Below are 21,157 nucleotides of genomic sequence, written 5' to 3'. Positions count from 1 at the left end.
CATGGCAAAAGGTAAAGGCATCCCGCGCGGCATTAGCGGCCTCCCCTCCCAAGGAGGCAGCATGATGGCCCAAATCAAGCGTTTACAGGAGCAAATGGAAGCCCTTCAGGCCCAACTGGCCGAAGAGACGGTGACAGCCTCGGTGGGTGGGGGCGCGGTCAAGGTCACCATGACGGGCGCCCAGGTATGCCGGGGAATCGAGATTGACCCCGACCTGCTCAAGGAAGCCGATGTGGAGATGTTACAAGACCTGCTGGTCAGCGGGATCAACCTGGCACTGGAACAATCGCGCAAACTGGCTGAAGAGCGCCTGGGGCCTTTGAGCGCCGCCCTGGGTAACTTAGGGCTTTAAGAAATCCTCGCAAATGGAAGGTTTTTCATGGCAGTTCTGCCCGAACCGGTACAAAACCTGGCCGTAGCATTTGAACGTCTGCCGGGAATTGGCCCTAAAACAGCCGCGCGTCTCACCTTTTACCTGCTACGCGCACCCGAAGAGGTCTCACGCCAGTTAGCCGAGGCGTTACTGGCCCTTAAGAGCCAAACGGCCTTGTGCGAAAATTGTTTCAACATCACCCGTGCCGGCCAATCCCTTTGTGAGATCTGCTCCGATCCCGAGCGCGATGAGAGCCTGATCTGCGTCGTCGAGGAGCCTCTGGATGCTTTGGCTATTGAGCGCACGGCGGCGTTCAAGGGGCGGTATCACGTGCTGCATGGGGTGCTTTCACCCATCGAAGGTATCGGCCCAGAGGACCTGAAAATTCGGCCGCTCCTGGATCGCGTGCGGCGGGGCGGGGTACGCGAGATCATCCTGGCCACCAATCCCAGTCTGGAAGGGGACGCCACTGCCCTTTATTTGCGCCAGCAACTCTTGCCGCTCGGGGTGCGGGTGACACGACTGGCCCGGGGGTTGCCGGTAGGTGGCGACCTGGAATACGCCGATCAAAACACCTTATTACGCGCCCTGGCAGGCCGCCAGGAAATGGACTGACCGACAGCCTTTGAAAAACTCCTACGGTTGGGCCGGCAAATAGTAAAGGGCATGGGTGCCAAAATCCTGCACCAGGACCAAATCGGCCAGCGTCTGCTCCAACCCCTCCAAAACCGTTAACGGATAAGGCCGCACGCCGTCCTGGTGCAAGAAGGCAACGCCGTCCTGGTTGACAAGCACATGCGTGAAGCCAGCGGCGCGCCAGGCGCGTAGTACCGCCTCTGGGCTGCCGTAGGTTTGCCAATCTACCGGCCAACGGTCAATGGCCTCATCAGGCAGGCAGCGTGGCCAGCAATAGAGGCCACGTGGTTCGTAAATCATCAAAACCTGGCTCTCTTCCGGCAAAACCCACACTGCCTGCATGGCTTCCCCAAAGCCCCCCAGATGATGAACAAGGTAGGCCGCTTCGGGGATTTGACCTGAAAGGGCCTCCATCACCCGGCTCTCCAAAGCCGTAGAGAGTGCCTGAAAGAGCCCCAGACCCATGCCCACGCCCAATCCAGCCATCACAAGGCGGCGCAGACGCACCCCCAACCACACCTCCGAACGACTACCCCACTCCCCCAGAGCCGCCAGTCCAGCCCAGGCCGGGAGCAGGCAGAAATAAAGACGCGTTTGCTGTAACAAGCCCGAGAGACGCCCACCCACAGCCCAAACCAGCCAGCCACTCAAAAACGTGAGTCCCAGGGTTGTTAACAGCCTTCGGATTGCGGGAGAACCCCGGCGCCAGGCCAGCCCAGCCAGCCCGCTTAATAGCAGCAACAGCGGACCGATATCGGCTCCGTAACCCTCTGCGCCTTCCAAACCTAGGTACGTTGCCCGGAGCGGCATGAACAAAGTATCTAATACCGGATGGCCGAAAATGGGACCATACTGGAAAAGGCGCAGGCGAAACGATGTCATGGCTCCGGAGGGGAAGAGCAATGGATAAACCGGATTGCCTACCAGAAGGTAGTTTTTAAGCAGCCACGGCAAACCCGCCAAAAACGCTGGCCCCACAAAGCGTCCCAGTGCCGGCCAGGGCGAATTTCCACGGCGGCGCGCATGAACCAGAATAAGCACCCCTCCACTAATTCCCAGAATGCCCGCCGTGTACTTAACGCCAAAACCCAGCCCTACCATGAGCCCTGCCAGCCCGAGCCATTTGGGATCGTTTTCTTCCTGCCAGGTATAAAGGGCGATCAAGAAAGCCACCCCATAGAAAAGCGTTAGCCAATCCACATATCCCCAGGCTGTAGCTTCCCACACGCTTTGGCCCACCAGCAGTGCACTGACCCCGATCCAGGCCGCACGAGCATCTAAAGTGCGACTCAGCCAGCCGAGCAGTCCCACCACGGCTACGAGGCTCAATGCCCAGCCCAGGGTTGTGGCGGCTTCCGCTCCTCCCCAGGCCATGGCCCAAATGTAAAGCATCTCACCGTTTTGCGGGTGACCACTGCGCACCAGCCAGGCCAGATCGCCAATACGCCCCTCTGCCAGGTACACCCGAGGTAGTAGCAGGTGATAAACCAGCGCATCCCACTTGAGCGGTGGAGCCAGGGCCATGAACAGCGCCAGAATCAACAACAACGCGCTGGCCAAAGCCAGTGCCTGACCGGGTCGCGTGGCCTGCGCCCAAAGCCCATACAGGGCCTTCCAATCCCGTAACCAAGCGATGATCTCCCGGTGTAAAACCAATCCAAGCCCCAGACCCACCGCTACCAGAAAGCCGCCCTTCAACCCCAGTGTTGCCCCTACTGCCAATGTTGCCAGCGCCAGAACACCGCCTCCCACGGCCACCTGTAAGGCAAGTCGTTCGAGTGGTGAGACTTCAACCGGGTTGAAGAAGCGTCGCCCCAGCCCACCCAGCCAGGCCACCAAGAGAGTTACGCCGCTCAGCCGTCCCAGTGCCAGAAGCAGGCTGGCCGCCATCGGGGGGGTGATTGGCTTGTGAGTCAGGTAATATAACCCCAACCCCATCAGCACCCATATTACAATGACAACAAGCCCAAGGATCTGTCGCTGGCGTGTGGACATGCTCCCTTCCCCCAAGGGGTCAGTGCAACGCCATAATTATAGGGGATACTTCCCAAAACCGGGTTGAGATTGGACCGTGGATTCGGACTTTTGGAAGAAGGGGAAAACGGGAGTTAAATCGTAGCGAGCCGGAGACGCCGACCCCGGCTCGCTATTTAAGGAGGAGAAGAAGAGAAGTCGCCCTTGCCTGTATATTAGCACAAATCAGATCGCCTTTCTTGACGCAAAACCTACGCTTACCCTACGCTCACCTTACAATCGCCTGACAGTGCACGGATCTTCGCACAGAAGAGGCAACTTTACTATACCCATCATCTAACAAACCTGGTTGCCTGGAGTTCTCAATTGGGCATTGACGATATTGAACATTCCTTCTACAATCAACCGCGGAGGCTTTGATTGCTGTGACCACTGAAACCCATCTCGATGATCTGGCCATCAAAACTGAAGCCCTGAGTCGCATTTACAAGATTCGCGGCGCTAAGAAAGGCGAAATGCGCGAGCGCGTGGCCCTGGAAGACATAAACCTCAGCATCCCACGCGGCGAATTGTTTGGCTTGCTTGGGCCCAATGGCGCCGGCAAAACCACCCTGATCAAAATTCTGACCACCCTGCTCTCCCCCACCCGTGGCCGTGCCTGGGTGGCCGGTTTTGACGTGGTGCGCGAAAGTGATAAGGTGCGCCCGCGGATCAACATGGTATCAGGCGGTGAAACTTCTGGCTATGGATTGCTGACTGTCCGCGAAAATCTGTGGATGTTCGCTCAATTCTACGGCATTCCCAGTCGCCAGGCTCATCAGCGCATTCAAACACTCCTGGAAATGATTGGCCTGGCCGACCGTGCCAATACGAAATCCTCCGATCTTTCCACTGGCTTGCGCCAGAAAATGAACATTGTACGGGGGTTTATGACCGACCCGGAGGTGCTCTTCTTGGATGAACCCACCCTGGGGCTGGATGTACAAGCCGCCCGTGAGGTGCGCGCTTTCATTCGTCGCTGGATGGACGAGAATCCCAGCCGCACCATCCTGCTGACCACCCATTACATGCAGGAAGCAGAAGAACTGTGCGACCGTGTTGCCATCATCCACGAGGGGCGCATCCTGGCCTGCGACACCCCCGACCATCTGAAGCAGGAGGTCCAGCACGAGGCCATTTTCCAGCTCCTGGTTGAAACCGAGCAACCTCTCAACTCACTTGCGCTTGAAAATCTGCCGGGGGTGCTGCGCTTGCATCACCAATGGATGAACGGCGGGTTGCAACTCGAAATCTCCCTGGCCGAAGAGGGGGTCCTACCCCTGGTGATCGGGGAACTGGAACGCCAGCAGGCGCACTTGCGCAGCCTGCAAAAACGCCAGCCCTCGTTGGAGGATGTCTTTGTGCAACTGGTGGGCTTGCGCATGGAGGAGGTCGAACGTGAGCGTGGTAACGGCTACCACCCCAATACGCAAGAATAGCGGCTGGCGCCTCTTCCTGCAAACCGTCATCGGTCGCGCCTATCCGCGCGTGATCGGACAGCAGCGGGAGAAATCATGGATGTTTTTCGAGGTGCTGTTGCCTCTGATCAACGTGGCCGCCTATGTTTACGTTTATCGGGCCATTGGCGCGCCGGAAGACTATGTGGGGTTTGTGGTGATTGGCGGCGCTATGATCGCCTTCTGGATGAATGTGCTGTGGAGCATGTCCAGCCAGCTCTACTGGGAGAAGGAGCAGGGCAATCTGGCGTTATATATCATCTCTCCAGCACCCCTCATGGCCATTTTACTGGGCATGGCCGTTGGCGGCATGATTGCCACCTTGCTCCGTGCCGGTGCTATCATCGCCCTGGGCACATGGCTTTTCAATGTCCAGTATGTTGTGATGAACCCATGGCAATTGCTGGCTGTCTTTGTGCTGACCATGGTTGCCCTTTATGGTTTGGGAATGATGACCGCCTCGGTCTTTCTGCTCTTTAGCCGAGAAGCATGGCATTACGTCAACCTGGCCATGGAACCGGTTTACCTGCTTTCGGGGTTCTACTTCCCGCTCAAGAATCTGGGCTTCTGGGTAGCCCTGGGGGCCTCAATCATCCCCCTCTCCCTGGGGCTGGACGCCATGCGCCAGCTGGCTTTTCGCAGTGGCCCCAGTCTGGGCTTCTTGAGCGTCCCGCTCGAAATCGGCATCCTATCCGTTCTCTCGGTTGTTTTTTTGGTAGCGGCCCGCTGGCTGCTCAAGACGCTGGAACGTCTGGCGCGCGAAGAAGCCCGCCTGACCGAAAACCGACGCTAACCTCCTTGATTAGGGAAACCTCGCATGCTCCGATCTCCCGCATTTCGCTCGTTCCGCATGGCTGCCTGGTTGGGCTGGCAAATCGAGTCCAACTGGACGGACCCGTTCCTGTTTGCCATCTACTCCATCATTAAACCCCTGGCCGCAGCAGGCATCCTGGTCGTAATGTACCGTGTGGTCACCCAGCAAGCCTTTGATACCCCCATGTTTGCCTACCTTTACCTAGGGAATGCCTTTTATCAATATGTTAGCGCCGTCACCACCGGGGTCTCCTGGGCGGTCATTGATGATCGTGAACACTACCGCACCCTCAAGTACATCTACGTGGCGCCGTTGAACATTCCCCTCTATCTTTTCGGGCGTGGGGTAGCACGCTTCCTCACCACTTCCTTTGCCGTGCTGATCATTATCCTCTTCGGGGTTGGGTTCCTGAAGATGCCCCTGGCCCTCTCCACCATCCAATGGCCTTTGTTGATCGTCAGCCTGGTCCTGGGTACCTTGATGCTCGGACTGGTGGGGTTGATCCTGGCGGGGATCACCCTGCTTACCGCCCGCCATTCTTACTACATTGGAGATGCCGTTGCCGGCGCGCTATTCCTCTTTACCGGCGCCATTTTCCCATTAGAGGTTCTGCCGGCCTACCTGCGCCCGATTGGCTATGCCCTGCCCATTACTTACTGGTTGGAATTGATGCGACGCGCCCTGGTAGGACGGGTGGCTCAGGCTTTCCCCACTTTCAGTGCCCTGAGCGACGGGCAACTGCTGGCACTGCTGGCCTTGATGACCCTGGCATTGGGAATCATCAGTCTGGTCGTCTTTCGCTGGTGTGAGCGGCTGGCTCGCGAGCGTGGGCTCATTGACTACACCTCAAATTACTGATTCCAAAAGAGGAGCGCGCAAAATGTCAAAAGATTCGTGGAAGCCCATGCCCATTCTAGCGGATCCCAAAATGGCCCTGGTCGTGGGGCATCTCCCAAACTCTCCCATCGGGCCAATTAGCATCTGGGCGACCCCAAATGGTGTCATCCGTCTGACCATTGGGGGTTCAATTATCGAGATCTCTTCTGAGGGCACTGGCCTCAAAAAAGCTCGCAGCATCCTCCACCAGGCCCTGGATGAGGTGGCCGCCTACCTGGCCGGCCAATTGCGTCAATTTCGGGTGCCTCTGGACTGGCTGGTAGTTTCCCCATCCTCGCGCCCCATTTTGGAATACACCTACACAATTCCCTTTGGGGAAGTACGTACCTACGGCGAGATTGCCGCCCACCTGGGCAGGCCCAAAGCAGCGCGGGCAGTCGGCAGTGCCATGGCGCACAACCCTATTCCTCTGATTATTCCCTGCCACCGTGTGATCGGTAGTGACCGCACACTGCACGGTTATGGTGCGGGCGAGGGACTTCCCACCAAAGTCTGGCTCTTACAATTAGAGGGACATCAAATTGTCAATCAGAGAGTGGCTTAAGTTTATTCTGCTCGGGCTGATCTGGGGCTCGTCCTTCCTGTGGATCAAAATTGGTGTGCAGGAACTGGGTCCCTTCACCTTGGTGACTCTGCGCGTCTTCTTTGCCACGTTGGGTTTATGGCTCATTGCACGCTTGCGCCGGGCCTCCATGCCCTGGCGGCAGGTCCTCCCTGCTTTCATCGTCTTGGGAGTACTCAACATGGCCCTGCCTTTCGTCCTTATTTCCTGGAGCGAGCAATACATCTCCTCCGGTATGGCCGCCATTCTCAACAGCACCGTACCGCTGTTTACCCTCTTAATGGCCCCACTCTTTTTATCGGATGACCCCTGGACCTTGCCCAAGGGAATGGGACTGCTAGTCGGCTTCCTGGGGGTGGTGGTGCTCATGTCAAACCAGGTACAGGGGGATTTGACCCGCCTCAAAATTGGGCAATTCACTATGCTGTTGGCTGCCATCTCGTACGCCGCGGCGGCCGTGTACGCTCGCCGCAAGGTACGCGGCCTGACTCCTGAGGTACAGTCGTTGGGACAATCCCTGATGGCAACCCTGGTCATGCTCCCTTTGGCGTTCGGCCTGGAAAGCCCCTTCACATTCCCCCAACATCCCCTCACATGGGTCTCCGTCCTCTGGTTGGGTCTGATGGGTTCTTGCGTGGCAACCCTGCTTTATTATTCTCTGTTGCAGTCCATCGGCCCCACCCGCACCACCCTGGTCACCTACATTTTTCCGCTCGTTGGGGTGATCCTGGGAGTCCTCTTTTTGCACGAACGCCCGGATTGGCACCTCCTGGTTGGAGGAGCACTGATTATCAGCGGTGTAGCCGTGGTCAACCTGCTGCGCCCCAACACGCGTAACCTTGCAGAAATCGGAGAGAAGACCTGAAAATGAAACCAGACCCATCCTCCTACAAAGCCGGTTTCGTCGCTTTAATCGGGCGCCCCAACGTGGGTAAATCTACCTTAATGAACGCCTACCTGGGGCAAAAGATTGCCGCCGTCTCGCCCAAACCCCAGACCACCCGCAGAAGGCAATTGGGCATCCTCACCCTGGAAAATGCACAGATCATCTTCATGGACACGCCCGGCCTTCACATCCCGGTGCACAAACTGGGCGAGTACATGAATCGCGTGGCCGAAGAAACCCTGGAAGACGCCGACGTTCTGGTCTGGCTGGTCGAGGCCCACCGCCTACCCGGCGAAGAAGACCGTCTCATCGCCCAGCGCCTGCAGCAATTGCGCAATGCTCCCCCCCTGATTTTGGCGCTCAACAAAGTTGACCTGGTCAGCGCCAAAGCGTTACCGGGTCAGCAAGCCGCCTACGCCGAACTGGCGCCGCAGGCGGCGCGGACGATCTTGCTTTCGGCCACCACCGGCCAGGGGCGCGAGGACTTACTCCAGGCCATTCTGGATTTTCTGCCCGCGCACCCGCCCTATTACGACCCCGACCAGATCACCGATTATTACGAGCGCGATATTGCCGCTGAATTGATCCGCGAGGCAGCCCTGCTGCACTTGCGCGACGAAGTGCCCCACGCTGTTGCAGTTCGTATTGATGAGTATGAAGAGCGCGACGAGAACACAGCCTACATTCACGCCACCCTGTTCGTGGAAAAAGAGAGCCAGAAGCCCATCGTCATCGGCAAGGGAGGCGAGATGCTTAAGAAGATCGGCACAACCGCGCGCATGGAAATCGAGGCCATGAGCGGGCGCAAGGTCTTCCTGGATCTGCACGTCAAAGTCAACAAAAATTGGCGCAACCAACCCGAGGCACTGCGCTGGCTGGGTTATTCCCTGGGGCGACGCTGAGCCGAAAGGAGGGTAGGCAATGATCTGGTTTGGCGTGATGGCCGTACTGGCCGTTATGGATTGGTGGGCAGTCAGCCACGAGCGTCTGAAGGTGCGCTACTTTGCCAAACCCGGCGCTCTGCTGGCGCTGATCCTGGCATTCAGCACGCTGGGAGGTTGGAAGGCCGACACCCGCTGGTTTGGGATTGGCCTGCTATTCTCACTGATCGGGGATGTTGCGCTGCTTCTACCGCGCCGTTACTTCCTGATGGGTTTGCTGGCTTTCCTGCTAACTCACATTGCCTATATAATCGGACTCAACCCCACCCCACCCCCGGCGCAGGCCGAAACGCTGATGACCACTGCCGCCCTGGCCGCCATCACCGCGCTGGGCTTCCGCCACCTCTCCCGTCGGCTGAGCCAGCGTCCCGAAACCACCCTACTACTGCCGGCGGTTCTTGTGTACACCCTGGCCATCGGTATCATGACCCTCTCCGCGTGGCTGACGCTCTGGCGTCCCAACTGGCCGTCCCCGGCCGCCTTGCTGGTGGGCCTGGGGGCCACCCTCTTTTTCATCTCCGACTTCACCCTCGCCAATCACCGCCTGATCGCCCCGGTCAGACATGGGGGGATCATTGTCATCGTCACTTACCACCTCGGCCAGGCGCTGTTCATCGCAGGCGTGCTTCGCCAGGCCGGCCTGCTCTGAACCCCCTCATTGCACCAACGGGCGAAAACCCTCCCCCAGAGCATCATGGGCCTGCCCAATAACCATGAAGGCGCGCGGATCTACCTCCCGCACCAATTCCTTTAACTGGTTCACTTCCGAGCGGGTGATGACACAATAGAGGACTGGGCGCGGCGCACCCGTATACCCACCCGTGCCGGGCAGAATGGTCACCCCACGCTCCAGGACGGTCATAATGCGCTGCGTGATTGCCTCTGGCTGATTGGTGACAATGAGCGCCATGCGGAAGACCCCCGAGCCTTCCGAAACCGCCTCGGCGGCCAGCCCACTGACGTAGATAACCAGCAAGCCGTATAAAGCCCGTTCCCAATTGAAGGCCAGGCCACCCCCCAGCACAACCAGAGTATCGGTGATTAAGTAAGCCTGGGAAATCGAAATGCCCAACCGATGGTTGAGAATGCGCCCCAGAATGTCACTTCCCCCACTGGTGCCCTGCCCACGGTAGACCATGCCCAGACCGATCCCCAACAGAATTCCCCCATACAGGGAATCCAGCACCAGGTCCTGGGTGACGCCTTCGGGGGGGATGAAAAGGACCAGAAAATCGGTGAAGAACGAAAAAGACACGATGGCCAGCGCCGTGCGCCAGGCAAAGCGCATCCCGCCCAGATAGCGCCAGCCTAGGATGAACAAAGGAACATTGCCTATAAAGACCATCAAGCCAATCGGCCATTGGGTGAAGTGGTTAATGATCTGCGCGGCGCCGCTAACCCCACCGCTAACCAATTGCGCAGGAACTAAAAAGAGGCGCATGGCGAAAGCCTGCACCAGCCCACCTAGAATGATAAAGGCATGTTCCTGAATCGTCTTCCAAGAAAAATCCAGACCCCTTACCCAGGTCTGCAGCGTCCAACCCGGCGGAAGGGGTAACCAGGGTGATCGTTGGGTATTCATCCCATAACCTCCTGCAAAAAATGACAATGCCAGCCAATTATACGGAACTCATGGGGGATTGGGTAGCCACTCAACAACCCCATGGGAGTTTGTAACCCGGGTATCTTCAACCCCAACAATTTCTCTAACGATTTTCTTACAAAATTGTTAAGTAACTCTAAACCCGCAAAACCGACTTTTCAAGTAGACTAACCGGGTGCATGCAAAGGCTTTGACTCTCCGGGAAGAGCCCCTGTGACTCTGAGCCGACGTGTTTTCCACATCCTCCTGGCAGTTCTGATTCTCACCGCAGGCACGGCTTTCGGTCTTTCTTATGCCGTTTTTCTACCCCAATTTGACCGGCTCGATCATGAATATCTTCACCAACGCCTGGATCGGGTGGTGGGGGCATTGGCCGCTGAGCAGAACCGCCTCAACGCCTCCACGGCCGACTGGGCTTACTGGAACGACACGTATGCCTTTGTTCGGGGGGAATTTCCCGAGTACGTTGAAGCAAACCTGGCCCCCGAATCGTTCCAAGGTCTTCAGATCAACCTCATGCTCTTCTACGACGCTCAGGACCGCCTGGTTCTGGCACGCGCAGTGGATTTAGAGCCAGGGACTGAAGTCCCATTAAGCGCAAATGCCCTGGAACGCATCGGCAGTGTGCGTTACCGCCTTTCCCCCCACGACCCCCTCTCGGAAGTGCAAGGAATTGTGCTCACCGAAGCGGGTGCGCTCATCATCTCGGCGCGCCACATTTTACGTAGCGACCGCACGGGGCCAGTGGCGGGCACTTACATTACCGGGCTCTGGCTGGATGACCGCGAATGGGAACGCATCGCCGTATGGAGCGGTCAGCATTTTGACCATTGGTCGGTCTACGATCCCCTCCCTGCCGATGTGCGCACCATGCTGACCGATCCGGAGGTTTCCGACCAACCCCACGTTCATCTGGCTCCCTCAAGAGGTCTGCTTCACCCCCCGGCAGAATTGTGGGGCTACTTGATCCTAAAGGATGTGTGGGAACAACCGATCCTGGTGCTCAAAGTCATTCACCCCCGCCAGGTTTATCTGCAAGGCGTTTCCAGCCTGCGTGTTCTGGGGGGATTGTTGGTGCTTTTCGAGGCTCTCCTGGGTGGGGCAATCCTGGCCTTGCTCCAGATGCGCTACGGCCGACGCTTACAGCGACTAATGGAAGGCGTCGCCGCTATTCGGCACGAGGGGAACCTCAACCGGCAGCTGGAAGTTAATGGCCAGGATGAAATTGGCATCCTAGCCAGCACCATCAATGATCTCACCCGCGATTTAGCCGTATCCCACTTTTCCCTGCAGGAAAGTAACCGCAGCCTGCAGCGCAGCCTGGCAATCACTCAGGCCAGCCTGGAGCGACTCAGCGTACTGCACCAGATTGACCAAACCATTGCCAGCGATATTCGCCTGAGGGACAAACTGCACACCATCTTGAACCTCATACGCCAGGCACTGGCGGTGGATGGAGTGGTTCTGCTTCCTCTGGAGACCTGCTCCTTGGCATTGCCCGGCCCGGTGCTCTCAGAGGGTCTCTCGCATGAGGTGTTACCCCTGCTCCGGCAGTTACCGACCGACTTGCTCCAGGCTGCTCAGAGGCGCGGGCATGCCAAAGTGTTTTCGCCCGAGGTTCTGGCGACCCTTCTGGGCAATGGAAGCGCTCCGCCCATCCGCCTAGTGGGGCTGGCTCCCCTGCGGACATATGACCACGACTACGGCCTGATGCTGGTGCTGGTTATTCGTGAAACCCCTCCCCCGCTTGCCAATGAGGAGTGGAGGGCCTTTTTTGAGGCCTTGGCACTCCAAACGGCCATTGCCCTGGAAAATGCACAACTGCTTTTGACCACCGAGCAGTTAAACCGCGAATTGAAAGGGGCCATTGAAGCCACCCTTTCGGGTTGGTCACGCGCCCTAGAACTGCGTGACCGCGAGACACAGGGCCATTCTGAACGCGTGGTGCGCCTCACCCTGGCGCTGGCGCGCCGCCTGGGCATTCAGGGGTCGGATTTGGACGATTTGCGCTATGGGGCCTTGCTGCACGATATCGGCAAGATCGGCATTCCCGATAACATCCTGCTCAAGCCCGGACCCCTAACCGAAGCGGAATGGCAGATCATGCGCCAGCACCCACAAACTGCCTACGACTTGCTCAAGGATATCCCCTTCTTGAAACGAGCCGTGGAGATTCTCTACGCCCACCACGAGCGCTGGGATGGCAGTGGTTACCCACGTGGATTGAAGGGCGAGGAAATTCCGCTGGGCGCCCGCATCTTCGCGGTGGTAGATGTCTGGGATGCACTAACCAGCGAACGACCTTATCGCCCGGCGTGGTCACCGGAGCGGGCTCGGGCCTACCTGCAAGAGCAGGCGGGTGTTCTCTTCGACCCCCGGATTGTGGAAGCCTTTCTTGAGTTACTGGATGAAGAAGGCGAAGCACTGCCTCTCGCGCAGGCCGGCGGTTCGCAGGTACAATAAGATTCCAGCATGTCCACACCGCATTTCTCTTGCTCCCGGCCCCTGCACCTGGAAGCACGCCAGACAGGCGGGGGACAGGTCTTACCAATGGCGCCTGAGGGCTGGTTACTACAACTACCCGCAACCTCACCCACTACGTATGCTCTGGCCCAGTTGGATGACTATCTGCTCTTACCGCGCTCTTACTTTCCCTGGCAGCCCCCACTGCGCCTGGACCTTGCGGCGCGGGTTTCCTCCTCTACCCTACCGGGCACTTGGGGCTTTGGGTTGTGGAATGATCCGTTTGCCATGCCATTAGGGGTGCGTGGCACGGCCCGCCATCTGCCCACATGGCCGCAGGCCCTCTGGTTTTTTCACGCCTCTCCCCGGAACTTTCTCAGTCTGCAAGATGATCAACCGGCCAACGGCTTCCTGGCCGCTGTGTTTTCCGCCCCCACCTGGTCAGCCGCATGGCTTGCTCCCGCTCTCATTGCCCTGCCAGCTTTGCTCTGGCCGCCAACCGCGCGCCTCCTGCGCCGTCTGCTGCGCTTGTGGATTCACCAGGACGCCCTCCATCTTGAGATAGACGTGACCGAATGGCACCATTACACTCTATACTGGCAGGCAGAGAGAAGCCGCTTCAGTGTTGATGGGATAACGGTTTGTGAAACCTCCGTGACGCCCCGCGGGCGATTGGGGCTGGTGATGTGGATTGACAATCAGTATGCAGCCTTCACTCCCCAGGGCGAGTTGCGCTTCGGGTTAGAAGCCACCCCACCGGCCTGGCTGGAGATTCGGGAAGTGCGCGTGCAGAGTGAGAGGATGTAAACAAGCGCAAACCGACAGAAATTGACCTGGTATCCGTATTCTCTGGCCTGCCAGGCAGCCAAAGAAACGCCAGGGTCCGCAGAGAGCAAACCCCGGCGTCGAGAAGGCAAGCGAGCGACCTATCGCACAATCAGTTGCAAAATCAACCCCAGCATGAAGAACAGGCCGTAAGCCCGGCTCTGGTAAAACGAGGCGGCCACAAAATAGAGCGGCCAGGCACTGCGCGCCGGTTCTTCCCGCGGGGGCTCGCTAGGGCGAGGCCGACGATACACCGTCAGCGCCGGGCGCAACCAGTAAAGGGCTCCCAGCACCACCAGCATCACCGGCGAGAAATACCCCATCAACACCAGGGCGATCACTCCCAGGTACTCCAGCGCCATCATCGCCAGAACCACATAGCGCGAGGCTGTTTCACCCAGGATCACAGGCAGGGTGCGGATACCTTTGGCCGCATCTTCGGCCCGCTTATCAATGTGCTTGCCGAAAATCACGGTTGTTGGTCCCAGGGCATAGACCAGGCCCGCCAGGGCCACATTCCAATCCCACTGTCCTGTAATGACATAATAACCCCCCCCGATCATCAGAGGTCCCCAAACCAGCAGAACCGCCAGTTCGCCCAAACCCACGTATTTCAGGGGGTAGGTGTAAAAAAGCACAAAGAAGGCGCCAATCAGCAACAACCCCAGCGCCAGCGGGCCGTTGACGGCCACCAGGTACGCCCCGGCCGCCAGGGCAATCAGGCCGGTCACGGCTGCGTAGGTCAGATGCTCACGTTTGGTCATCAGCCCTTGCTCCAAGGGCTGCGGGCCGTACTGGGTGCGGAAGTAGTTGTTGGCATCCACCCCGCGGGCGTAATCGGTGTAATCATTGAGCAGGTTGTTAGTGGCGTGGGCAAAGATCAACCCAATAGTGAGCAAGAACCAGCGCAGGAGATCAAACTTTCCGGCGTGGGCGGCCAAAAGACCGGCAATCCCGGCCGAGGTAAAGGTCATAATCAATACCGCCGCCCGGGTAGATATCAACCAGCGCGAAATGATATCCAGCCGTTGCCATTCTTCACGGCTGATTCGCGGGATCACGCGCAAAGCTTGTATCCACATTCGCACATTCATTGAACTACGCCTCCATAAATTCAGAGTGTTCGGGTAAAGCAACGCGTATTATACTCCATCCGGCTGGGTTAACGAAAAAAAGGCGCAGCCCACCTCGCATCTGCGCCTTTAGGGGAGAAGAAGACCCACTATCTGGGTATCAATCAAACTTCTGCTTGAGCCGCGCGCTCTTGCCGGTGCGCGAGCGCAGGTAATACAAACGGGCGCGTCGTACTTTGCTGTGGCGCTCCACAACCACCTTTTCAATGCGCGGAGAAGTGAAAAGAAAAGTGCGCTCTACCCCAATCCCGTTACTAGCGATACGGCGCACGGTGAAGGTTGAACCGGCCCCATTATTGTGAACAGCCAGCACCGTACCCTTAAATTCCTGGATGCGTTCGCGCCCACCTTCCACGATTTTCACGTGCACCGAAACCTGATCGCCCGGCCGCAAAGGCGGAATGTTGGGATTAGGCGCGGGTTCAATGGCTTTAATCAAATCATTCATCGCAACACCCTCAGTTCACAGGCTCTGCCAGGTGCCCGGTTGCCCCTGGTCAAGGCGAAGGCAAATTATACCACAACCTTCGCACACGGGAAGGTGCAAATTTTTTATCTCGCAGTAGGGTCAAATCGAGTACAATAGAGGCACGGCCTTTCTCGGATACGCCCAACGGAGGCTGGGTTGACAATTGTTTTGGTTGTGGCAACAATTGCGAGTGCACTTCTGCTTGCGCTGGTGCTTTTCAGTGCCTACCTGTGCTGGCGCGCGCTGCATCCGCGCGTCATTCCTTTACTCAAGACCTACCAGATTGAAGTCGAGCACGGTCGGCTCGATGAGAAGGCGTATCGCGCCTGGCCTAAGGAAGAGGTTAAAATTCGCTCTCCGCTGGGCTACTACCTGGCCGCAACCTATTTTCCCCAGCCCGACGCCAGGCACACTCTCATTTACGCTCACGGGCACGGCTACAGTCGTTTCGGGGGAATCAGACTTGTGCCCTTCTTTCATCGCCTCGGCTTCAATGTCCTGCTGTTCGATCAACGAGGGCACGGACTCAGTGGCGGTACAACCTGCACCTATGGCTATTTCGAACGTCATGATCTGAAAGCCCTCACCACCTGGGCGCTGGAACGCCTGGGCCCCAATGGGAAGGTCGGGACGATGGGCGAATCTCTGGGGGCAGCCACCTGTTTGCTGCATGCAGCCCTGGATCCGCGGGTGTCCTTTGTCATTGCCGATAGTCCCTACGCCCGCCTGGAAGAAGTCTTTCAGCGGGTTCTCCAAAAAGACTACCATCTCCCCCTTTTCCCCTTTTATCCCCTGACCAGTGTTATGTGTCGGATCTTCGGCAGATTTTCCCCGCGTCAGGTGGCCCCTGTAGAAGTTATGCCTGTATTGCACGCGCCGGTCCTGATCATTCACGGCAGTGCCGATGATCTGATTCCGCTGGAAGCCGCTCAGCAATTATGGCATGCTGCCCCTGAAGGACAATGCCTGCTTCATGTTGTTGAAGGGGCCGGTCACGTAGAGGCCTACACGCTAAATCCGGCCGCCTACTTCGAACGGATTGAAACGTTTCTGCGCTCTTTCAATCTCATTGAGCCTGCCCCGGTTGGAGAAGCACCCCCACCCCCTCGGCGGCGACGTACCGCTCAAAAGAGACATGCGGAGTCAATAGCGTTCTCTCTCGCCAACCCGGCTATAGTAGAGCCTCCGCACCCGGCACAAACCCCCCCTGCTTCAGGGGTGTTGCCCTCTACCCCCCCGGAAGCCCCAGATAAAGAGACGTCCGCGCCGGTAAAACCACGGCGCGGACGTCCACGCAAAGGTGCTCAAATATTACCTGGAGGCGATCAGGCAGGCGGCATGCCGTGAATGGCCCCTCGCGCCGTGCTTGAACGTCGTGTCGTTTTGACCTTGGTCCGGCGGCGCTCCTTACGCACGGTGGCCTTCTTCTCGCGCGCCAGATCGTCCTGACGAGCCAGTTCGGCGCCTGTCTGGACGGCCACAATGATCGAGAACACCAGTAACAAGGTGGCTACAAAAACGACGATGATGTCATAAAGGGCCACTACGCCCAGGGAAGTGGTAAAAGTCGGATTACCGATGAAGAAGATGATGGCATTGGCAAGAATGGCCATGGCACGCACTTCCGTGGGCCCAATTTTAGCGAACGAGATGCGGAAAACCCCCTTGGTGATCATCAGTAGATACACGACAATGGAAGTTTGCAGATAACTGATGGCTCCCAGCAGGGCAACGGTGAGATTCACATACGGCGACAGCCCCAGCCCAATAAAGATCAGGACCACACTGGCCGTATCCACCAAATGGTCAATAAAGAACCCGTAATGCGGACGTTCAATCTTGCGGTAGCGGGCCAATGTTCCATCCAGGCTATCGCCAAACCAGTTCAAAACAAATCCCAGCGAGGCCAACCATAGAAACGCCGGATGCACGGAGGTCAATCCGTAACTCACAGCAACCAACACACTGGAAAGAAACCCAATCGCCGTTAATAAATCGGGAGTGACCCAGGCGGGCATGATGCGGGCTAACCAGGCTAACGCCGGGCGTTCAAGCGGCCCCAGCAGGATATCGTTAATACGTTGATGCTCTTTCAAGTTGGGTTGGTCCATAAGCATACTCCTGGATAGGTGGTTTAACCCCATTATAGAACGAATGCGAGGCAAAAACCAGCCCCTAATTTTGAAGATCTGATGAAACCATTCTTCTCATTTTGAAACCGGAGCGGAGAGAACCGGCACAAAATATAACCCCACTCCATTAGAAAGGTAGCACGGATGCCACCTCAGGCCAGACCGGGTAAAACATGGCCCACTGATCGGGCACCTGACGGATTAAGACCTCGGCTTCGTGCAAAACAGCCTCGGCATTTTGGAGCAGGGAACGTTCCAGGGTTTCTGCCGGTTGCATGGGCACCGGGGGCCGTGCAACAACCGCATAGCGTCCATCTCCGACACCCACACATGCCACGAGGATAATGGGCAGATTGAGTTGCAAAGCCAGGCGCACGTGAAAAACCGGTAGAGGTGCGGGGCGCCCGAAAAAACGGGGAAAGTAGCGCGTCTCACTTACCGGACGGTCAATCCCCGTCAGCACCACCCCCCCATTTTGCAAGCGTGCGCGGGCTTGTTGTAGGGCGCTCATCGAAATGGGGGTGACCTCAATACCGCTTTCGCGACGCAAGCGATTCTGCCAGCGGTATGCTCCAGGAGGTTGAGGGTAAGAAAGCACCTGAAACCGCAAGCCCCGCAACGCTAACGCACGTCCTGCCAGATCGAAATTACTCAGGTGGGGAGTGACAATGAGGGCAGGTCCCCCTTCCTGCAATAAACGATCAAAAAGGACCTGAAACTCAGGCGAAAACGAAACCCTTTCCAGAACCTCCTGAGGGCGATTAAGAGTATGGAAGTAAATATACAAATTCCGGGCGTGGAGGCGCAATATTTTGCGCGTCAGTTTGCGCATTTCCGAATGCGTTAGGTTCCCCCCACGCACAACCCACTGGTTAACGTAAATCGCCCGCACAATGGCAGATTGCGAGCGCGCAGCCACCAACGCAGCCCCCAAATCGGCAATTCGATATCCCAACGACGGGGGCAGGCTCTGGCTGATCCCCAGCCCAAGCACAACGGCCAAACGGCTGTACAGCAAGGATTGTAATAGGTTCATGCCGCAATGCCTCCCGCTTTGATTTTACCCGGTTATGATACCCGCTTTTCGTTGTGGTGAATTGAAATTTGTTTCAGAAATCACCCAGTTTTCCCCTTGTATTAGAACAAATGTTCTGTTATACTGAAATAGCCCTTTATAAAGAAATGGCTTCGATACGACAAAAGGAGAAAACCATGACCGTCCTGACCCAGAAATATCAAATTGGCTCTTCCATGGTTGCAACCGGAGAGATTCCACTTCCCCCTCAATCCTTCACCTCCGATCGGATTCAGGCGCAACTACCCAACCTGCACGAGGTGCTTGCCGGGTTGCCCTTTATAAGTCACGAAACGGCTCTCCTGGGAGTATGTGAGGACGGTATCCCGTTGTTGCTTGATCTTCGCAATCCATCACCGGGGGCATTATTAGTCATTGCCGCTCAGACCTCCACTTCATCTGAGATGCTAGACGTCATCTGCCAATCTTTACAGGTGGCGAATGCTCCCTTTTCATTGCAGATATTCCGGGCAACTGATACTAAAACCCCCTCGCTTCATCCTCTGGAACGCGTGATAAATCCATTTGAGCGGGATTTAGAAACCCGGCTACTCGAACTCGCCGATCTTTCCGATTCTCGCCAACACGGGCGATGGAATGGCCCCTCAGTCGTCCTCATGATTGACAAGTTAGAATGGATTCTTCAAATCGATCACGAAGCCATATGGGCCTTTGAGCACCTGCTCCATTATGGGCCGGCGCAGAAAATCTGGCCCATTGTGGCAACAACGACCGAAACGGAGACTCACTTGTTGCGATGGTTGCGTCGCTTTCGAACCCTCATCTGGGGAGCCGATTTGAGCTCCGCGCAAAAAAAGCATTTTAGTGTTCCTGAGAACCCACTGAGCCAATTTCTACCCCAAACACGTTGTTTCAGTTTACGCAGCCAGGGCCAATGGATCCATCTCTGGCTGCCCGAAATTGCACGAATGAGGTGAAGCATGAAAATGGGAATGCTCTGGTATGACGATGATCCCAAAGCCGATTTGCGCACCAAAGTCCACCGCGCGGCGGACTATTACCAAAAGAAATACGGCATTCGCCCCAACCTGTGCTACGTTCATCCCAGCATGCTTGGACAAGAACGAATGCAAGTCAACGAAATCGAGGTACGCACCAACCGGCGCGTGCTCCGTAATCACCTCTGGCTGGGCCTGCTCGAACTGGGTGACCCTGCTCCATCTATGCAAGGATAGCCGCGCTCGGTCAGTCCGCTGGATCTCCCTTCGAAGAAGGAGATGGATCCGAATGGACCGCTAAACCCTGAAAGAGGCGGCGCAACACCCCAAGGGGCGTGGCTGACTTCGCCCCTCCGAACTGCTCACGAAAGTGATTGGCCGCCTCTTCAGGAGTCACCTCACGGCGGTATTGCTCCCGCAAATACCACAAGTGTTCGATGATCCATAAGTACAGGTCACTCACCGTCCGGCCGGGAAATTCTTTCAGCAAATCGGCCTCCTCAATGACCCGCGCCAGAGGCAGGTAAACTTCATCATACCAGGACGTCACCGCTTCTTCATACGGCACTTCCTGCCCACGCTCTAAGCCCATAAAGTAGCGGTGTACATCTATGTGTTCCAATAATTTGGCATACTGGCCGGGCAGTGTCAGATCAATTTTAGCGCCGGGACGGAGTTGATCCAATTGGGTTTTCGCATAAAATTCTCCCTTCTCATGCAGGGTGATCAACTCATCAATGTCGGTATGCTCATCAATGGGAACCGGTGTGTCAATTTCAATGACGTAGGCATCAATGAATTTCTGGCCCCGTTCCCGCGCCACAGAAACGCGATGATTGCCGTCCTTCACAAAATACGCCTCGCCAATTTTATAGAGTTCCACTGGCGGGAGGTCAATCTCCTGGAGATGAGCCGCGTCAATACTGATCCAGCGCGAGGCTGTGCGAGAATGACGTGGCAGAAAAGCCCGGTCAAAATCCTGATAACGCCCCACACTGCCGATGATCTTTTCAATGGGGACTTCTCTCAGACCGATGTAACGCTGGCCGCGCATTGGAAGGCGGGCCCGTACCTCATCGAAAGGCAAGAGGCGGTTGCTGGATTGAGAAAACCACGAAAGTACCGAACGCCAGAAGCCTTTGCGCAATGCCGCCTCAAAATCGGCTTTGGCGATTTGCTCAATCAGTGATTCGTCCCGAGGGGGTATTTCGCTCATGCAGAGCCTCCTGTGCCACGCGCCGCTGCCAGAACCATGGCCGTGGAGCCGGCACTTCATAGGTTATCTCTCGATACCCATAAGCATTGATCACCACAGTTTTACCCACGCGGGTGACCGTGGGAATATCATTGCGATAAACATGCACATGACCGTGCAGATGATATGCCGGCTGAAAGGTCTCAATCAGCCAGCGGAAAGCCTTAATGCCACGATGCGGACGATCGTCCAAATCGTGAATCTTCCAGGGTGGCGCGTGAGTGACAAAAATATCCAGGTAGCGCCCGTAAATCAGGCGATTGATTAACAAGCCCGGCACCAGCCCCAGCACCAGCGCCCACATCTCGGCCTGAGAGTACTGGTGCGGCCCGTAATTATACTGCAAGCACCCTTCAATACCGGCCAGTAGCAAACCCTCCGGCGTGCGAATCACGCGCCGATGCAGATTAATAGCCCCCCAGGGAGCCCGGCGTTCACCTCCTACCCCCACCTCAGTCTTACTAACGTGATTGCCCAATACGTAATACAACGGGCGGTTCAGCATGCTAACAATGAATTCGAGATAATAATGGGGTAGATCGCCGCAACTGATCACCAGATCAATGTGGCGAAAACGGTTCACAATGTTCGCGTCGTAGATAAACCCAAGTTCCACATCACTGACCGCCAGGATGTTCATATGGCCATCCGCGCCTTCATCATA

Annotated in this window: 22 protein-coding genes; 14 read left to right on the top strand and 8 right to left on the bottom strand. The window is 56.9% G+C overall.

Annotated features, from left to right (window positions below; all coding sequences use genetic code 11):
• Window position 1: 1 nt before the first annotated feature.
• Window positions 2–352, top strand: a complete 351-nt coding sequence (locus SE15_RS01220; RefSeq protein WP_054520283.1) for a YbaB/EbfC family nucleoid-associated protein — start codon at window positions 2–4, stop codon at window positions 350–352.
• A 27-nt stretch (window positions 353–379) separates the two neighbouring features.
• On the top strand, window positions 380–988 hold the full coding sequence (gene recR / locus SE15_RS01215; RefSeq protein ID WP_054520282.1) for a recombination mediator RecR: 609 nt from the start codon (window positions 380–382) through the stop codon (window positions 986–988).
• Window positions 989–1,009: 21 nt separating this feature from the next.
• Here recR and SE15_RS01210 read toward each other — a convergent pair whose 3' ends face one another.
• Window positions 1,010–3,004 carry an ArnT family glycosyltransferase gene (locus tag SE15_RS01210; RefSeq protein WP_054520281.1) on the bottom strand — a complete coding sequence of 665 codons (1,995 nt, stop codon included), beginning with the start codon at window positions 3,002–3,004 and terminating at the stop codon, window positions 1,010–1,012.
• Between the two features lie 404 nt (window positions 3,005–3,408).
• On the opposite strand from SE15_RS01210, the gene SE15_RS01205 reads away from it, so the two are divergent.
• Genes SE15_RS01205 through SE15_RS01175 form a run of 7 tightly spaced genes read left to right on the top strand, consistent with a single transcriptional unit; the run spans window position 3,409 to window position 9,228 of the window.
• A complete protein-coding gene (locus SE15_RS01205) occupies window positions 3,409–4,461 on the top strand; it encodes an ABC transporter ATP-binding protein (RefSeq protein ID WP_054521301.1) in 1,053 nt (350 codons plus the stop codon).
• Window positions 4,421–5,272, top strand: coding sequence for an ABC transporter permease (locus SE15_RS01200; protein WP_236689964.1), 852 nt, complete (start codon window positions 4,421–4,423; stop codon window positions 5,270–5,272). The genes SE15_RS01205 and SE15_RS01200 overlap by 41 nt, the downstream gene beginning before the upstream one ends.
• Window positions 5,273–5,296: 24 nt before the next feature.
• The gene (locus SE15_RS01195) at window positions 5,297–6,151 is read left to right on the top strand and encodes an ABC transporter permease (RefSeq protein WP_054520280.1); all 855 of its coding nucleotides are present in this window, start codon (window positions 5,297–5,299) and stop codon (window positions 6,149–6,151) included.
• 22 nt (window positions 6,152–6,173) lie between these two features.
• Complete coding sequence (locus SE15_RS01190; protein WP_054520279.1) at window positions 6,174–6,734, top strand: methylated-DNA--[protein]-cysteine S-methyltransferase; 561 nt, start codon at window positions 6,174–6,176, stop codon at window positions 6,732–6,734.
• On the top strand, window positions 6,712–7,617 hold the full coding sequence (locus tag SE15_RS01185) for a DMT family transporter (protein ID WP_054520278.1): 906 nt from the start codon (window positions 6,712–6,714) through the stop codon (window positions 7,615–7,617). The genes SE15_RS01190 and SE15_RS01185 overlap by 23 nt, the downstream gene beginning before the upstream one ends.
• Before the next feature lie 2 nt (window positions 7,618–7,619).
• On the top strand, window positions 7,620–8,540 hold the full coding sequence (era, locus tag SE15_RS01180; RefSeq protein WP_054520277.1) for a GTPase Era: 921 nt from the start codon (window positions 7,620–7,622) through the stop codon (window positions 8,538–8,540).
• Between the two features lie 19 nt (window positions 8,541–8,559).
• Entirely contained in the window at window positions 8,560–9,228 is a 669-nt protein-coding gene (locus SE15_RS01175; RefSeq protein WP_054520276.1) for a lysoplasmalogenase, read from the top strand.
• 6 nt (window positions 9,229–9,234) lie between these two features.
• On the opposite strand, the gene SE15_RS01170 is transcribed toward SE15_RS01175, so the two are convergent.
• Window positions 9,235–10,161, bottom strand: coding sequence for a YitT family protein (locus SE15_RS01170; RefSeq protein ID WP_054520275.1), 927 nt, complete (start codon window positions 10,159–10,161; stop codon window positions 9,235–9,237).
• Between the two features lie 234 nt (window positions 10,162–10,395).
• Between SE15_RS01170 and SE15_RS13960 the strand changes: the two genes are divergently transcribed.
• Complete coding sequence (locus SE15_RS13960) at window positions 10,396–12,645, top strand: HD domain-containing phosphohydrolase (RefSeq protein WP_083461609.1); 2,250 nt, start codon at window positions 10,396–10,398, stop codon at window positions 12,643–12,645.
• Window positions 12,646–12,654: 9 nt separating this feature from the next.
• Window positions 12,655–13,452, top strand: coding sequence for a hypothetical protein (locus SE15_RS01160; protein ID WP_152965499.1), 798 nt, complete (start codon window positions 12,655–12,657; stop codon window positions 13,450–13,452).
• 119 nt (window positions 13,453–13,571) lie between these two features.
• Here the strand turns inward: SE15_RS01160 and SE15_RS01155 are convergent, their stop codons facing one another.
• Both SE15_RS01155 and rplS read right to left on the bottom strand, forming a co-directional pair.
• Entirely contained in the window at window positions 13,572–14,564 is a 993-nt protein-coding gene (locus tag SE15_RS01155) for a prenyltransferase (protein ID WP_054520273.1), read from the bottom strand.
• A 139-nt stretch (window positions 14,565–14,703) separates the two neighbouring features.
• On the bottom strand, window positions 14,704–15,051 hold the full coding sequence (gene rplS, locus SE15_RS01150; protein WP_054520272.1) for a 50S ribosomal protein L19: 348 nt from the start codon (window positions 15,049–15,051) through the stop codon (window positions 14,704–14,706).
• Window positions 15,052–15,228: 177 nt separating this feature from the next.
• On the opposite strand from rplS, the gene SE15_RS01145 reads away from it, so the two are divergent.
• The gene (locus SE15_RS01145) at window positions 15,229–16,419 is read left to right on the top strand and encodes an alpha/beta hydrolase (RefSeq protein ID WP_054520271.1); all 1,191 of its coding nucleotides are present in this window, start codon (window positions 15,229–15,231) and stop codon (window positions 16,417–16,419) included.
• On the opposite strand, the gene SE15_RS01140 is transcribed toward SE15_RS01145, so the two are convergent.
• Together SE15_RS01140 and SE15_RS01135 are read right to left on the bottom strand one after the other, a co-directional pair.
• Window positions 16,398–17,183 carry a CDP-alcohol phosphatidyltransferase family protein gene (locus tag SE15_RS01140; RefSeq protein ID WP_054520270.1) on the bottom strand — a complete coding sequence of 262 codons (786 nt, stop codon included), beginning with the start codon at window positions 17,181–17,183 and terminating at the stop codon, window positions 16,398–16,400. The two genes, SE15_RS01145 and SE15_RS01140, sit on opposite strands and share 22 nt — an antisense overlap.
• 148 nt (window positions 17,184–17,331) lie before the next feature.
• Window positions 17,332–18,240 carry a lysophospholipid acyltransferase family protein gene (locus SE15_RS01135; protein ID WP_054520269.1) on the bottom strand — a complete coding sequence of 303 codons (909 nt, stop codon included), beginning with the start codon at window positions 18,238–18,240 and terminating at the stop codon, window positions 17,332–17,334.
• 176 nt (window positions 18,241–18,416) lie between these two features.
• On the opposite strand from SE15_RS01135, the gene SE15_RS01130 reads away from it, so the two are divergent.
• Entirely contained in the window at window positions 18,417–19,217 is an 801-nt protein-coding gene (locus SE15_RS01130; RefSeq protein WP_054520268.1) for a hypothetical protein, read from the top strand.
• A gap of 3 nt (window positions 19,218–19,220) precedes the next feature.
• Complete coding sequence (locus SE15_RS01125) at window positions 19,221–19,475, top strand: hypothetical protein (protein WP_054520267.1); 255 nt, start codon at window positions 19,221–19,223, stop codon at window positions 19,473–19,475.
• A 10-nt stretch (window positions 19,476–19,485) separates the two neighbouring features.
• Here SE15_RS01125 and SE15_RS01120 read toward each other — a convergent pair whose 3' ends face one another.
• Both SE15_RS01120 and SE15_RS01115 read right to left on the bottom strand, forming a co-directional pair.
• Window positions 19,486–20,454, bottom strand: coding sequence for a DUF4032 domain-containing protein (locus SE15_RS01120; protein ID WP_054520266.1), 969 nt, complete (start codon window positions 20,452–20,454; stop codon window positions 19,486–19,488).
• On the bottom strand, window positions 20,417–21,133 hold the full coding sequence (locus SE15_RS01115) for a metallophosphoesterase family protein (protein ID WP_160316637.1): 717 nt from the start codon (window positions 21,131–21,133) through the stop codon (window positions 20,417–20,419). Before SE15_RS01115 ends, SE15_RS01120 begins: the two co-directional genes overlap by 38 nt.
• Window positions 21,134–21,157 lie beyond the last annotated feature (24 nt).

It is taken from the genome of Thermanaerothrix daxensis (genome assembly GCF_001306145.1).
In the GTDB taxonomy this organism is placed as follows: Bacteria; Chloroflexota; Anaerolineae; order Anaerolineales; family Anaerolineaceae; genus Thermanaerothrix; species Thermanaerothrix daxensis.
This window is presented reverse-complemented; position numbering and strand designations above follow the sequence as displayed.

What these genes read in the sequence shown, in the direction of transcription:
- SE15_RS01220 (WP_054520283.1), top strand. Translation starts at nt 2, where the DNA reads ATGGCAAAAGGTAAAGGCATCCCGCGCGGCATTAGCGGCCTCCCCTCC.
- recR (WP_054520282.1), top strand. Translation starts at nt 380, where the DNA reads ATGGCAGTTCTGCCCGAACCGGTACAAAACCTGGCCGTAGCATTTGAA.
- SE15_RS01210 (WP_054520281.1), bottom strand. Translation starts at nt 3,004, where the DNA reads ATGTCCACACGCCAGCGACAGATCCTTGGGCTTGTTGTCATTGTAATA.
- SE15_RS01195 (WP_054520280.1), top strand. Translation starts at nt 5,297, where the DNA reads ATGCTCCGATCTCCCGCATTTCGCTCGTTCCGCATGGCTGCCTGGTTG.
- SE15_RS01190 (WP_054520279.1), top strand. Translation starts at nt 6,174, where the DNA reads ATGTCAAAAGATTCGTGGAAGCCCATGCCCATTCTAGCGGATCCCAAA.
- era (WP_054520277.1), top strand. Translation starts at nt 7,620, where the DNA reads ATGAAACCAGACCCATCCTCCTACAAAGCCGGTTTCGTCGCTTTAATC.
- SE15_RS01175 (WP_054520276.1), top strand. Translation starts at nt 8,560, where the DNA reads ATGATCTGGTTTGGCGTGATGGCCGTACTGGCCGTTATGGATTGGTGG.
- SE15_RS01170 (WP_054520275.1), bottom strand. Translation starts at nt 10,161, where the DNA reads ATGAATACCCAACGATCACCCTGGTTACCCCTTCCGCCGGGTTGGACG.
- SE15_RS01160 (WP_152965499.1), top strand. Translation starts at nt 12,655, where the DNA reads ATGTCCACACCGCATTTCTCTTGCTCCCGGCCCCTGCACCTGGAAGCA.
- SE15_RS01155 (WP_054520273.1), bottom strand. Translation starts at nt 14,564, where the DNA reads ATGAATGTGCGAATGTGGATACAAGCTTTGCGCGTGATCCCGCGAATC.
- rplS (WP_054520272.1), bottom strand. Translation starts at nt 15,051, where the DNA reads ATGAATGATTTGATTAAAGCCATTGAACCCGCGCCTAATCCCAACATT.
- SE15_RS01140 (WP_054520270.1), bottom strand. Translation starts at nt 17,183, where the DNA reads ATGGACCAACCCAACTTGAAAGAGCATCAACGTATTAACGATATCCTG.
- SE15_RS01135 (WP_054520269.1), bottom strand. Translation starts at nt 18,240, where the DNA reads ATGAACCTATTACAATCCTTGCTGTACAGCCGTTTGGCCGTTGTGCTT.
- SE15_RS01130 (WP_054520268.1), top strand. Translation starts at nt 18,417, where the DNA reads ATGACCGTCCTGACCCAGAAATATCAAATTGGCTCTTCCATGGTTGCA.
- SE15_RS01125 (WP_054520267.1), top strand. Translation starts at nt 19,221, where the DNA reads ATGAAAATGGGAATGCTCTGGTATGACGATGATCCCAAAGCCGATTTG.
- SE15_RS01120 (WP_054520266.1), bottom strand. Translation starts at nt 20,454, where the DNA reads ATGAGCGAAATACCCCCTCGGGACGAATCACTGATTGAGCAAATCGCC.
- SE15_RS01115 (WP_160316637.1), bottom strand. Translation starts at nt 21,133, where the DNA reads ATGAACATCCTGGCGGTCAGTGATGTGGAACTTGGGTTTATCTACGAC.